10 protein-coding genes are annotated in these 13,227 nt (G+C 69.1%); 3 read left to right on the top strand and 7 right to left on the bottom strand.

The genetic code is table 11. From position 1 onward, the window contains the following. Positions 1-210: 210 nt before the first annotated feature. Positions 211-1,206 (bottom strand): stage II sporulation protein M, encoded by a 996-nt coding sequence (locus B7R24_RS03355; RefSeq protein ID WP_116417565.1) that lies wholly within the window; start codon positions 1,204-1,206, stop codon positions 211-213. Between the two features lie 17 nt (positions 1,207-1,223). Here B7R24_RS03355 and B7R24_RS03350 point away from each other — a divergent pair, with 17 nt between their 5' ends. Both B7R24_RS03350 and B7R24_RS03345 read left to right on the top strand, forming a co-directional pair. After that, on the top strand, positions 1,224-2,087 hold the full coding sequence (locus tag B7R24_RS03350; protein ID WP_116417564.1) for an RDD family protein: 864 nt from the start codon (positions 1,224-1,226) through the stop codon (positions 2,085-2,087). A gap of 127 nt (positions 2,088-2,214) precedes the next feature. After that, positions 2,215-3,756: a YncE family protein gene (locus tag B7R24_RS03345; RefSeq protein ID WP_116417563.1), complete on the top strand. Its 1,542-nt coding sequence runs from the start codon at positions 2,215-2,217 to the stop codon at positions 3,754-3,756. A gap of 436 nt (positions 3,757-4,192) precedes the next feature. Here the strand turns inward: B7R24_RS03345 and ahcY are convergent, their stop codons facing one another. Further along, entirely contained in the window at positions 4,193-5,695 is a 1,503-nt protein-coding gene (ahcY, locus tag B7R24_RS03340) for an adenosylhomocysteinase (RefSeq protein ID WP_116417562.1), read from the bottom strand. Between the two features lie 109 nt (positions 5,696-5,804). Continuing rightward, positions 5,805-6,017: a DUF3499 family protein gene (locus B7R24_RS03335; protein ID WP_116417561.1), complete on the bottom strand. Its 213-nt coding sequence runs from the start codon at positions 6,015-6,017 to the stop codon at positions 5,805-5,807. Between the two features lie 61 nt (positions 6,018-6,078). Between B7R24_RS03335 and B7R24_RS03330 the strand changes: the two genes are divergently transcribed. Next, a complete protein-coding gene (locus B7R24_RS03330) occupies positions 6,079-6,519 on the top strand; it encodes a metallopeptidase family protein (protein ID WP_116417560.1) in 441 nt (146 codons plus the stop codon). 94 nt (positions 6,520-6,613) lie between these two features. On the opposite strand, the gene B7R24_RS03325 is transcribed toward B7R24_RS03330, so the two are convergent. From B7R24_RS03325 to manA, 4 genes are all read right to left on the bottom strand, one after another. Next, entirely contained in the window at positions 6,614-8,041 is a 1,428-nt protein-coding gene (locus B7R24_RS03325) for a DUF5719 family protein (protein WP_116417559.1), read from the bottom strand. After that, a complete protein-coding gene (locus tag B7R24_RS03320; RefSeq protein WP_116417558.1) occupies positions 8,031-11,111 on the bottom strand; it encodes a glycosyltransferase in 3,081 nt (1,026 codons plus the stop codon). The genes B7R24_RS03325 and B7R24_RS03320 overlap by 11 nt, the downstream gene beginning before the upstream one ends. Before the next feature lie 106 nt (positions 11,112-11,217). Next, positions 11,218-11,586 carry a WhiB family transcriptional regulator gene (locus tag B7R24_RS03315; protein WP_116417557.1) on the bottom strand — a complete coding sequence of 123 codons (369 nt, stop codon included), beginning with the start codon at positions 11,584-11,586 and terminating at the stop codon, positions 11,218-11,220. Between the two features lie 199 nt (positions 11,587-11,785). Beyond that, complete coding sequence (manA, locus tag B7R24_RS03310) at positions 11,786-13,024, bottom strand: mannose-6-phosphate isomerase, class I (protein WP_116417556.1); 1,239 nt, start codon at positions 13,022-13,024, stop codon at positions 11,786-11,788. Positions 13,025-13,227: the final 203 nt, after the last annotated feature.

Here is a 13,227-nt window from a genome sequence, read left to right as displayed (position 1 = left end):
TCGGGGTTCCGGCGCGGTATACGGCGCGGATCGCCGAAATCGTGTCGACTCGGTCGCCCTCCATTGCCCTGACCGCCGGTCCGAGCTCGCGGCGGCACGAGCGCTGGCCCGAGCTCGCGGCGGCACGAGCGCTGGGTGGCGCGAGCGGTGCGAACGGCGTAAGCGGCGCCGACGCGCGAGGCACCGGGGACCGGGGGAGGGCAGCGCCAGTCAGGTGGCGACGAGCCGGCGGGCGCCCGCGTCGAACTCCGCGAGGTCGCCGGTCTCCCCCGCGCGGTACGCCCGGCCGCCCACGAACAGCATGTAGAACACGAACGCCCCGAGCGCCACGGCTCCGATGCCGATCTTCACGGGCCAGGGCAGCGGCGACGGCGTCACAAACCCCTCGATGATGCCGGAGGCCAGCAGCACGAACACGAGCCCGATCGCGACGGTGAACAGCGCGCGGCCGTCCTCGGCGAGCGCTTGCGAGCGGGTTCGCGCACCGGGCGCGATCCAGGCCCAGAAGATGCGCATCCCCGCGGCCGCAGCGACGAAGATCGCCGTCAGTTCGAGCATCCCGTGCGGCAGGATGTACTGGAAGAACACGTCGGCATGCCCGAAGTGAAAGAGCACCGCCGCATTCACCCCCAGGTTGAGAGCGTTCTGCAGCAGGAGGTAGGGCACGTAGATTCCCACGATGCCGAATGCCACGCACTGGGCAGCGAGCCAGGCGTTGTTCGTCCAGACCTGGCCCGTGAACGACGCCGAGGGGTTCTCGGAGTAGTAGCCGACGAAGTCCTGCTCTGCGATCTTCTTCAGGTCGGCGTCGGTACCGAAGTTGGCCAGCACGCGCGGGTCGTTCAGCGCCCAGATCGCATAGAGCGCGCTCACCACGATGGTCGCCAGGGCCACTACAAGCACGATCCACCGCAGTCGATACAGGGCAGCGGGCAGCTGTAAGGCGAAGAACGCCGGAATCTGGCGGAGCGCATTGCCGCTCGACCCGGTGAAACGGAGCCTCGCGCGGGAGAGCCCGACCGAGAGCCGGTCGCCCGCGACCGTGGATCCGGCGGCCGTCTTGATCGCCGACAGCTCACTGGCGCCCGACTGGTACCGCTCGATCAGCTCGTCGGCCTCGGCTCCAGTGAAGTTGCGGCGTCGACCGAGGTCATCGAGGCGATCCCATTCGGCTCGATGGGCGGCAGTGTAGGCGTCGAGGTCCATCTGCTTAGATGATAGCCATGGCCGCGCCGATTATCGCACCCAGTGCCCAGCCGCACTCCCTGGAGTACAACGACGAGCTCCTGGTCACCGGCGAGGCCGTGGCGCTCGATGTGAGGCCGGCGAGCTTCATCCTGCGCGCTGCCGGTGCGCTGATCGATGTGGCGGCGACGGCGCTGCTCATTCTGCTGGCCGTGACGCTCGTCAACCTCTGGCAGGGAGCGTCGGGCGCGGATGCCGCGATCTCGCAGGCGATCATCCTGGGCAGCATCGTCTTCTGCATCGTGATCGTGCCGACAACGGTCGAGACCCTGACGCACGGTCGTTCCCTCGGAAAGCTCGCGATCGGAGCCCGCGTGGTGCGCGACGACGGCGGATCGATTTCGCTGCGTCACGCCCTCATCCGCTCGCTGACGGCGGTGCTCGAGATCTACACCACGTTCGGCGGGCTCGCGATCCTCGTGTCGCTGCTGAATCCGCGGGCGAAACGCCTCGGCGACCTCCTTGCGGGAACGTACAGCCAGCACGAGCGGGTGCCGCGCATCGTGTCGACCGCGCAGCCGCTGCCCTACGGGCTCGAGTCGTGGGCGGCGGTCGCCGACGTGGCGCGGCTGCCCGACCGACTGTCCCGGCGCATCGCGCAGTTCCTTGCGGAGGCACCGACCATGACACCGGATGCTCGCGCCCGCCACTCCGCGCACCTCGCCGCCGAGGCAGCTCCCTACGTGTCGCCCGTGCCGCCGGTTCATCCGGAGCTGTTGTTGCTCGGCATCGCGGCACTGCGGAGGGATCGCGAGGCCCGCGCCCTCGCGCTGGAGGCATCGCGGCTCGCCCGTCTTGCCCCGGCCCTGACGGGCCTCCCCCACGGCTTCCCCGAGCGCTGAGACCGGGTTGCCTGGCGCATTCAGGCACGACCTGATAGTGAGACTTGCTCAGGCAAGGCGAGTCGGGGTATCCTCGAGCGTGCTCATATCTCGAAGAAAAGTCATTTTCACCGTCAAATGCGGCCTTGTGATCGGCGCGGTGGGGCTCATCGCCCTCCTCCCTGCGGTCGCGGCCGAGGCGGCCACCACACCTGTCATCACCGGCGGTCTCCCGATCGGCATCGCCGTGAACGAGAGCAACCACCGGGTGATCGTTGCCGACGGTCTCTCGTTCTTCGTCACCATCTTCGACGGCTCCGAGGCGGCGCCCGCAAAGAAGTCGGTCAACGTGGGGGCGTATCCATCGGGTGTCGCCGTCGACACAGGCACGCAATTGGCCTATGTGACCCTGCCCGCTCTCGACAAAGTGGCGGTCATCGACCTCGGTGCCGCGACGCCGGTGCTGCTCCGCACGGTCGCCGTCGGCACCCTGCCCACCTCGGTGGCAGTCGATCCGATTCTGCACAACGTCTACGTGGCGAACATCGGGTCTGCGAGTGTGTCGCGCTTTGCGGGCGACGATGTCACACCGACCGTCTCGACGATCGGCGTCGGATCTCGACCCGAGGGGATCGCTGTCGATACGGTCAACCACGCCGTCTTCGTCGCAAGCCAGACGACCGGCACCATCGCGCGGTTCATCGGGAACGATGCGACGCCGGCCGCCACGACCATCAGCGGCGTGCCGCACGCAGGTTCTCTTTCGGTCGACAGCCGCACCCACACGGCCTACTCCGTCGATCTCGACGACAACCTCCTCCACCATTTCAGCACCAGTATCGCCGCTCCGACTCTCAGTGCCATCAGCGTTCCGGGCACGCCGTCTGCCGTTCTCGCCGATTCCACGACCGGCGAGGTGTACGTCACGACGAAAGCGGATATGAAGGTCGTGGTCCTCGACGTCACCCGCCCCGGTGCGCCCGTGACGACCTCTCAGCCCGTGGGAACGAACCCCATCGGACTGGCCATCGACACATCTCTGGCGAGCCGAACGGTCTACGTCGCCAACCGCGGGTCGAGTTCCGTCAGTCGTGTCAACGGGGTTCTGCCCGCGGCACCGGTGATCACCTCCGGCGCGCCGCCCGCCGCCACCGTCGGTGTACCGTACTCGTTCACCTTCACGGCCACCGGCCATCCGGCACCCATCTTCGCCGCCTCCCTCCCCGCGGGTGGGCAGTTCTCCTTCACCGACGACGGAACGATCAGCGGCACCCCTACGGCACCCGGTCCCGTCACGTTCACACTCACCGCACGGAACGGTGTCGACCCGTTCACCGCAACGCAGACCGTCACCATCCGGGTCGATGCGGCGCCCACTCCGACACCCACACCGACCCCGGCCACCACGACCACCACCGCACCGACCTCGACCGCGACCCCGGGTACCACCACCGGCGGGACCACCGGGAGCGGATCGGGCGGCAGCGGGGGGAGCGGCAGTGGCAGCGGCGGCTCAGCCAGCACAGGTGGGGGCAGCGGCGGCAGCAGCAGCAGCAGCAGCTCCCTTGCGCACACCGGTCAATCGCTTGAGGCTGTTGCGCCGTTTGGTCTAGCGGGGTTGCTCCTGATAGCGATCGGCGCCGGCGTCGCTGCCAACCGCAGCACGCGAGGAGCCCGCAAACGCTCCTAGCCCGGTGCGCTCCTCCGTCTGGGTTCACGTCTCCCCGCGCCCGCAGCTCCGAGGCTCTGGTGTCTCGAGGCTCCAGGCTCCAGGCTCCAGGCTCCAGGCTCCAGGCTCCAGGCTCCAGGCTCCAGGCTCCAGGGCCTTGGCCCGCTGCTTCCACGGGCCTCACCCAAGTCCTTCCTCAGCTCCGAGACCCTGGCAATCGGCCCGCACGATCGCCGCTCAGCCCGCCAGACCACAGCGTAAACGAGGACATCGGGCGGGACACGTACCGGCAAGGACCGCGGGGCGGTAGCGCAAAAGAGGATGTCGGGCCCCGACACGGTACTGGTGAGTACTGCGGGGCCCGACATCCTCTTTTACGCACTGGTGGCACGCTGCGTGCGGTGTCGCGGAGGCTGCAGCCGAGGCGGCGACCGCCGCCCCGGATGAGCCGGGCGGATCAGTAGCGGTAGTGGTCTACCTTGTAGGGGCCCTCGACGGGGACGCCGATGTAGGCGGCCTGGGCGGGGGTGAGTTCGGTGAGCTCCACTCCGAGGGCGTCGAGGTGCAGGCGGGCGACCTTCTCGTCGAGGAACTTGGGGAGAACGTAGACACCGATCGGGTACTTCTCGGGTGAGACCCAGAGCTCGATCTGCGCAAGCACCTGGTTCGCGAAAGAGTTGCTCATCACGAAGCTCGGGTGCCCGGTGGCGTTGCCGAGGTTCATCAGGCGACCCTCGGAGAGCACGAGCACCGAACGGCCGGTGGGCAGGCGCCACTCGTGCACCTGCGGCTTGATCTCGACCTTCGTGGCGCCCGTGACCCGCTCGAGGCCGGCGATGTCGATCTCGTCGTCGAAGTGACCGACGTTCGAGACGATGGCGAGGTGCTTCATACCGAGGATGTGGTCGACCGTGATGACGTGCTGGTTGCCGGTGGTGGTCACGAAGATGTCGACCGTGTCGAGCACCGACTCGATGCGCGCGACCTGGAAGCCGTCCATGGCGGCCTGCAGGGCATTGATCGGGTCGATCTCGCTGACGATCACGCGGGCTCCCTGGCCCTTGAGCGCTTCGGCCGCACCCTTGCCGACGTCACCGTAGCCGACGACGAAGACGACCTTGCCGCCAATCAGCACGTCAGTCGCGCGGTTGAGACCGTCGGGCAGCGAGTGCCGGATGCCGTACTTGTTGTCGAACTTCGATTTCGTGACGGAGTCGTTCACGTTGATGGCCGGGAAGAGAAGGCTACCGGCGGCGGCGAGCTCGTACAGGCGGTGCACGCCGGTGGTCGTCTCCTCCGTCACGCCCTGGATGTCGGCCGCGATGGTGGTCCACCGGTCAGACGACGATTCGAGCGAGCGTCGGAGCAGGTCGAGCACAACCGTGTACTCGTACGTGTCGGTGGACTGGGCATCCGGAACCGCCCCCGCCAGCTCGAACTCGCGACCCTTGTGCACGAGCATGGTGGCGTCGCCACCGTCGTCGAGGATCATGTTGGGCCCGGTGAAGTCGGCACCGGATGCCGCGGCCTCGGCCCGCCAGTCGAACGCCTGGTCGGTGCACCACCAGTACTCCTCGAGGCTTTCGCCCTTCCATGCGAAGACCGGGACGCCCGCCGGGGCATCGACCGTTCCCGTGCGGCCCACGACGATGGCCGCGGCCGCCTCGTCCTGCGTGGAGAAGATGTTGCAGCTGACCCAGCGCACCTGGGCGCCAAGGTCTACGAGAGTCTCGATGAGCACGGCGGTCTGCACGGTCATGTGCAGCGAGCCCATGACTCTGGCGCCGGCGAGCGGCTTGGTCTCGCCGAACTCCGCGCGCAGGGCCATCAGCCCGGGCATCTCGTTCTCGGCGAGGCGGATCTGGTGGCGGCCGGACTCGGCGAGCGAGAGATCGCGCACCTTGAACGGCAGGGCGGTGACGGCGGGAGAAGCGGGCGCAGCAGAAAGAACGGAAGTCATGCCTCCATTATCGCCTGCCGACGGCGCCCCGACCCGAAATCGGCCTCAAGTCCCAGGCGGCCAGGGACGGCTTGACACCGCGACGACACGGGCCGGGGGGTACCCGACCTCAGTACTCGGAGCCCACCGAGACGTAGCGTACGACCTGCCAGCCGCGCGGCGCCGACATCGACTGCGTGTGGCGCGGGCAGAGGTCGTAGCTGCCGGGCTCATGCTCCAGGCTCAACGGTCCGAGCACCGCCATCGAATCGGCGTAGACATAGGTGAGGGTGGAGACGGGTTCGCTCTCGCAGGTCGCACGCGAGCAGGTTCTGGTGTTCATCCCTGTCAGGGTAAGCCGAAGCACGGCCCACACCCCGGGTGCCGCGCCGTAAGCTGGAGGCATGCCACGTTCACGGCGCTCCGGCTCAGCGAAGACCTCCTCGGCACGATTCCGCAACCGCCACGGTCGAACCCTGCGCTCGTCGGTGACCGGCCCGCATCTGCCTCCCCTCCGCACTCGTATCGACCTGTTCGAGATGACGGTCGCGTCAACGGCCGACTACCTCAAGGGTGTCTGGCCGGAGGAGTTGGCAGACGTGCGGTTCGAGATCGGCGCGATTCCGCTCGGGATGCCCGTCGAGGGTGCCGCCGTGGCGCGCTGGAGTGTGATCGGGCGACGCATCATCCTCTTTCGGCTGCCCATCCAGCGCATGTCGAAGCTGCACCGCGATGACGAGCTGCACAAGCGCATGGTCATCGAGAGCTGCGTCTTCCGCGCGGTCGCGGAGCTGCTGGGCAAAGACCCGTGGGATCTGTCGCCCGACAGGTTCCGGCACTTCTAGAGACGAACGACGCGCGACAGACGAGCCACGCACGACATTCGCCGCCCGACACTGCGGCGCCCGACACGCAGCGCTCAGGCGCACGAACCCGCCGCTATCCCCCGGGGTACACCGTCACCGGCGCGGCCAGCGGGCTCGGCGGGCTGATGCTGTACGCCGAGATCAACCCGTCGCCCAGAAACCCGACCGCGGCCGACAGGGGCTGGCTGGTGGTGACGGTGTACACCATCGTCGCCGAGATCGGGATGCCCGCCGCCGAGTTGCCCGCAACGGTTGCCGTGATCGGCTCCCCGGCGGCCGGTGTCAGCGTGACCGCCGCATCGGAGCCCTGTGAGTTGGCGAGCATCAACCGCGGACTCGGGCCGATCGGGGTCGTGAACAGAAACGTTCCGCCGATCGCCGGGCTCGCCTGGTACCACGCGAAGTCGGTGCCGCCGCTGACCACCGACGACCGCGCACCCACCACGACCGGCTGATCGGACGCGACCGTGATGCTGTAGTCGTCGTCGGGCAGCGAGGGGAACGGAAAGTCGGTGACGACCCCCGCCAGGGCGCTGTAGCTCGCAGTGACATCGGGCACGCCGAGGGTCTCGCTCTTCAGCGTGACCGACAGGGTCGCGCCGGCGGCCCCGGGCACGTAGACCCGCAGCGCGGCGGGCAGGTCGCTCGACGCCGCGTCGGTGGCGCGCTCGGCGATCGCGCTGGTGCTCACGATCTGCACTCCCGGGATGGTGTGCGTGAGCGCCGGGCCCTCAGTGGGGCCCGCGACATCCACCCCGCCCGGGTCGAGGCTTCGGATGACGCTCTGCTGCAGGGTGGCCAGCACCCGCCCGCCCGTCGCGGTGACGTGGATGACCGGCGACACGGCATCCGGAGCAAGACCCGCGAGCGTGAGCACCTTCTGACTGTTCGCGGGAACGATGATGCCATTGGCGCCCGGCGCCTGCACCAACCCGGCCTCGGTGTAGATCGTGAGGGAGACGGTGGTGCTGACCGCGGTGGGGTTGCTCAGCACCACGGTGCTCGAGCGGCCGGTGGTGGTCGATCCGCTGACGAGCCAGCTCTCCGCGGTGGCCTCGGCGCACGCTGAGGAGGCGAGACCGGTGAGGTCGGCTTCGTCGAGCTGCTGAGACTGGCTGCCCGCGATCAGCACGCCGTCGGCGCCCGTCGCCGTGATCTTCTGCGGCTTCTCGGTGGAGTCGGGGGTATCGGGTGTCGCGAGCTCACCGCTGAGGAGGGCCGTACCGGTCGGCGAAGCCGCCGAGATGCCTGCCGTGCCACCGATCGACGCGAGGGTCGGGGTGGAGGTCGATCCGTCGGTTGCGACGGCGAGCAGCGGGCCGGAGCAGACCCGCGTCTGATCCGACGCGACCGGCGTGACGAGCACGCTGGGCACACCCGAGGTGACAGACGGCCACGGCACGGATGCTGCCGCCGTGACAGCCACCACACCGGCGGCCAGCACGACGACGCTCGTCAGGATGCGAACACCCGTGCGGGCGATGGAGGTCCTACTCGGCACGGGTAGACCCCTCGCTGCTTCGATCGACGGGCGTGGTCACGAGGTCTCCGCGGCGCGTGTCGTCGAGGCCGGACGCGGAACTGCCGCCGGATTCGGCCTCGGAGCCGGACTCGGAGCTGGCGCCGGCACCTCCCGGCCCATCGGCCCCGAGCCTGTCGGCCTCACGCTCGGCGCGCTCCCGGGCATTACGCTCCTCGAGCCTCGCAAGCTCCTCCTCGTCGACGAACACCGGCTCAGGAACCTCGTCGACGGCGGTGGCGGCCTTGGGCCCGTGAGCCTCGAGCCGGCCCGCGGGGAGCGCGAGCAGCAGTGCCAGGCCGAAGACGATCGCCTGCACGATGAGGATGAGCAGCCCGAGCGACGTTCCCGTGTTGGTCGGATTCGGCGCTGGCAGGGCCGAGAACCCGTCGGAGCCGGTGATCTGCCAGAGCCCACCCGCGAAGGTCTCACCGATCGGTGTCAGCGACGCGTTGGCATCGAGCGAACTGGCGGCGCGTGCGACAACCGCGTTCGCATCCCCCGAGGCGTTGGTGCCCGTGGGCGGCGAGAGCACGATGAACTCGACGCCGAGCTGGCTCAGCTCGACGCTGGCATCGGTGCCGCTCCGCGAGGCGAGGTTGCCCACCAGGTCGGCCAGTTGCGCGTCGCTGGGGCTCAGGGTGGGCAGGGTCGCGTCGAGTGTCGACTGCGTGTCGAGCGTGGCCCCTGTTCCGTGCACGACGGCGGCCTGCAGGGCTCCTGTCGCAAGCGGGGTCAGTACCAGCGTTCCGACGCGGGGGTTGCCCGCTGCTTCAGCCGTCACGAAGGCGGGGAGCGACGCACCGGTCGACGGCCGCACCTCGCTCGTACCCGCGAGCGTCGAGGTGGCGACGGGCACGGCGAGCACGGCGATGGCCAGGGTCGCAACCAGGGCCGGGATGCTCGCCAGCCGGGTGAAGGTCGAGAGCCCCACCGTGGCAGCCCCGACGAGGCCGAGCCAGTAGAGGCTCTGGCCGGGCGCGGGCCAGATCGACACGGCCTCTGCCCCGGTGGAGGAGACGGTGAAGAGAGTCGCGGCGAAGGCGGTAGCGAAGCCGAGCACGGCGATCGCGCCGGCCACCGCCGCCCGACCCGGGCGGGGCAGGAAAAGCGCGACGAGCGCGATGAGGCCGAGCGGCAGAATCAGGATGACCGACACGAGCTCGATCATCGAGGGGTCGATGCCCACCGACGAACCGAGCGTCGACCAGCCGGCGAAGCCCGACTCGGGCATGCCCAGCAGCAGATCGACGAGGCTGACTGGTCCGTGGGCGTTCGGCAACCCGGGATCGGCGAAGAACGCGAACGGGGTACCGCGAACGAACTGCCCGTAGGCGAGCGGCAGGGCGAGCACGAGGGCCGGCAGCGGAATTCCGATGTACCGGGCCACAGCCCGGCGCGAGAAGACCACGGCCCCGAGCCACATCACCAGCAGGGCCGGCCAGAGCGACGGCGAGACCGAGACCAGAGCGGCGAAGACCAGCGAGGCGATGGCCGAGGCCGACCACGAGCGCGCGGCCGAGAGGGCGGCGAGCAGCAACCAGGGCAGCAGCAGGTGGGCCAGGATGGCGCCGAGCTGGCCGGCGTCGAGCGAGCCGAGGAAGGGCGGTGCGATGGTCCAGAGCACGACGGCGAACACTCGGAGGCCGGCACGCGTGGTGAGCTTTGCGGCGCAGAACCACGCCGCAAGAGCGGCCAGAGGCAAAGCGAGCAGGTAGAGCGCGACGAGGGCGATGCTGGGCGACCAGAAGGTGACCGAGCCGAGAATCGAGAGCACGTAGGTGAAGGGGTCGGATGCTCCCACGAAGCCGAGGCCGAGGTCACGCCAGCCGTAGCCGACGTTCGCCCAGAGCCCGCCCGGGGTGTTCGACAGGGGCAGGAAGGAACCCCCGACCAGGGCCTGCGAGCGCACCAGCGGGAAGAAGAGCACGGCGCTCACGACGGCGGCGGTCGCGACGAGGGCGAGACCGCCGCCGGAGAAGAACTGCAGCTCCTCGTGGGCGCCCCGCGCACCTCGGGCCCGGGAGAGCGCGAGTTCGCGCAGGAGGGCATTGCGTCGGCGCACCTCGGCGCTGGGCACCCGAAGCGGGGCGATCGCTCCCCAACCGACCTTCTTCGTCGTTCGGATCTTGCGCCGCGCATCGCCGATGTGGCCGCTGAAGGCGGTGCGGAACGCTGCGGCGAACTCGCCCGCTACCGCGCCGGGCTGCTTGCGCAGCACCTGGAAGAAGGTGCGGGCGACCGCGAGCGGAACGAGCGAGAGCCAGTGGAACAGGACGGCGATCGCCGGCGCGTAGACGAGTCGGCGGTGCAACTGCGCAGCCCGGCGAACGGACTGCCGGCGACGACGGTCGCCACCCTTGATCGAGGTGCCGGGCCCGGCATACCCGTCGCCGCTCGTCTGAACCCGGGCAGAGGGAACGGCGATGACCCGGTGACCGGCGAGACGCACCCGAATCGAGAAGTCGAGAGCATTGTCGGCGGTCGGCAGCGCGGGGTCGAAGCCGCCGAGTTCGTTGAAGACCGTGTGGCGCACCAGCAGCCCGGCCGCGCCCACACCGAGAACGTCGCTCATGCGGTCGTGCTGAGCCTGGTCGAGCTCTCGTTCGACGAGCTGCACGCTGGCGCCGAAGCGGGTGATCGATTCGCCGAAACCGGCGATGAAGCCGGGCTCGTCCCACTCCGTCTGCTTGGGTGCCGCCATCGCGACGGAGGGGTTGACCTCGACTGCGCCGAGCAGGGCGGCGAGCGCGTCGGGCTCGGGAGCGCTGTCGTGGGCGAGCAGCCAGAGCCACTCGTCTTCGGACTGCGGCGGGCTCACGACGCCCAGGGCGTGCGAAACGGCCGTTCCGAAGGAGAGACGGGTGGATGCCGACAGAAAGCCGTTCGGCTGCATCGCCGTGAGACGGCCCGCCGAATCATCCGTCGACGCCACGTCGACCACGATCAGCGAATCGGGCTGCCGAATCTGGCCTCGCAGCGCATCAAGGGTGCGCGGAAGCCTGTCGCCTCCGTTGTGGACGACGAGAACGGCAGTTACTCGGGCTTGCATCCCTTAGACACTAGGGACAGCTCCCGGCCAAACCGGCTGCACCATCGGCGCGCCTCGAAATAGGGGGGTGAGCCTGAACGGGCTCTGCGAGAGGGCTGACAGGCCCTCAGCCGGCCTGCTTGCGCAGTTTGCGGCGCTCACGCTCTGACAGACCGCCCCAGATACCGAAGCGCTCGTCGTTCTGGAGCGCGTACTCGAGGCACTGTGCCTTGACCTCGCAGGTCTGGCAGATGCGCTTCGCGTCGCGGGTCGAGCCGCCCTTCTCCGGGAAGAAGGCTTCGGGGTCGGTCTGCGCGCAGAGCGAGTCTGTCTGCCACGAGAGCGGATTGTCGTCAGCCGGGCGAACCCCGGGAACGCCGGGAACACCGAGCAGCACCGGATCGACGAACCAGTCGTCGGGCACCCCACTCGGGCGCTTCAACCCTGCGAAGGGGTCTGCCCCCGTACGATCTGAGCGGAACTCTGCTTGCGCCATATCACGCTCTCCTTTCTGACAGACCCCGACCTGCCGGGCCTAGCCGAAAAACCCCTAGCCATAATTACACCGGTGTAGTTCGCCCACGTCAAGTCGCAGATGGTAAACCCTCAACCGCTGATTAAGAGTCTTGGCGCGCCCGGCGTGTCTGACCCCAGTTGGGGAGGCAACCCGGCCCCCGTCCCCTTCCCGTTCTGCGTCAGGCGCTGGCGCCCGGCGCCGCGAGGAACAGCTCGCCGGCCCCGCTGAACGTCAGCTCACCCTCGTCCGGCGTGATGTAGAGCGACGCGCCGCGCGGCACGACGGCGCTGCCCACCGCCGACGAGACCGTGACGCTGCCGGCGGTGGTGATGACGATGGCCGGCCCCAGGGGCAGGTAGCGGGCATCCGGAGCCCCATCATCGACGGCCACCCGCACCAGCACGAAGTCGGTGACGTCGGGCTGGAACTCCTCGACGCCGACAGACGGATGCCCGGGTTCGAGATACGGCACGGGGAGCGACTCGAACTGCAGAACGTGCAGGAGCTCGGGAACGTCGATGTACTTCGGCGTGAGCCCGCCCCGCAGAACGTTGTCGGAGGCCGCCATCAGCTCGACGCCCAGACCCTTCAGGTAGGCGTGGATGTTGCCGGCCGGGAGGAACAGCGCCTCCCCCCGCTTCAGCGTCACCCTGTTCAGCAGCAGGGAGATCACCACCCCGGGGTCGCCCGGGTACACCGCGGCGAGGTCGCGCACCGTCGTGAGGGCGAGACCGTACTCCCCGCCCAGCAGGTCGGCAGCGGCCTCGCTCCCGGTCACGAGCGACGTGACCCGCCCGACGAGTTCCGTGACCTCGTCGGCACCCGAGAGGAGCCACTCCACACTCGTCGACAGTGCCTCCTCGGTGGTGCCGTCGAGCCGTGAGGCCAACGCGTCGAAGAGTTCGGGTGCGGGAGCGCTCTGCCGGTCATCCGCAGCCCTGAGCACGGAAAGGATGCTGCGGATCTCACGGAGCGAACGAAAGCCGCAGAGCGCGTCGAACGTGTCGCTGAGCGCGTAGATCACCTCGGGCTTGTGCAGCGGGTCTTTGTAGTTGCGGTTCGGCGCGTCGGCCGCGAGGCCCGCGGCGTTCTCTCGCGCGAACCCCTCCTTCGCCATCGCGAGCGTGGGGTGGGCCTGCAGCGAGAGCGGGGCGCCGGCGCTGAGGATCTTCAGCAGGTAGGGCAATTGGCCGTGGGCTCCGGATGCCCCGCTCGGGTCAGCGGCGATCCATTCGGCCAGGTTCGCGGCACCGCCCACCTCGGCGGGGTCGTCGATCACGCTGGGGGACGACGGGTGCGCACCCAGCCAGAGCTCGGCCTGCGGCCGGCCGGTCGGGGCGGTTCCGAGCAGGTCGCTGATGTCGCTCTCAGAACCCCACGCATAGTCGCGGGGGGCGTTGGAGATGGGGACGAACATGGCGGTGTCCTGACGATCGGGCCCGGGTGGGCGGCGGAGCGGGCGCAGGGGCGCGGGGGTTATGAGCGTTCTACAACGGGTCGAACCACAGTTCGCACCCTCTTGGACCAAACTACCAACTGGGTGTGAAGACCCGGGCGGGAGACGTAGGCTGGCGGCGGATTTCACGCAGCCGTGACGCTGCACGTCGAACACGAATGGAT

Origin of the sequence: Subtercola boreus (genome assembly GCF_003399645.1) — a bacterium.
GTDB classification, from domain to species: domain Bacteria; phylum Actinomycetota; class Actinomycetes; order Actinomycetales; family Microbacteriaceae; genus Subtercola; species Subtercola boreus_A.
Note: the sequence above shows the minus strand (reverse complement) of the source record. Positions and strands in the feature narration are given on the sequence as shown.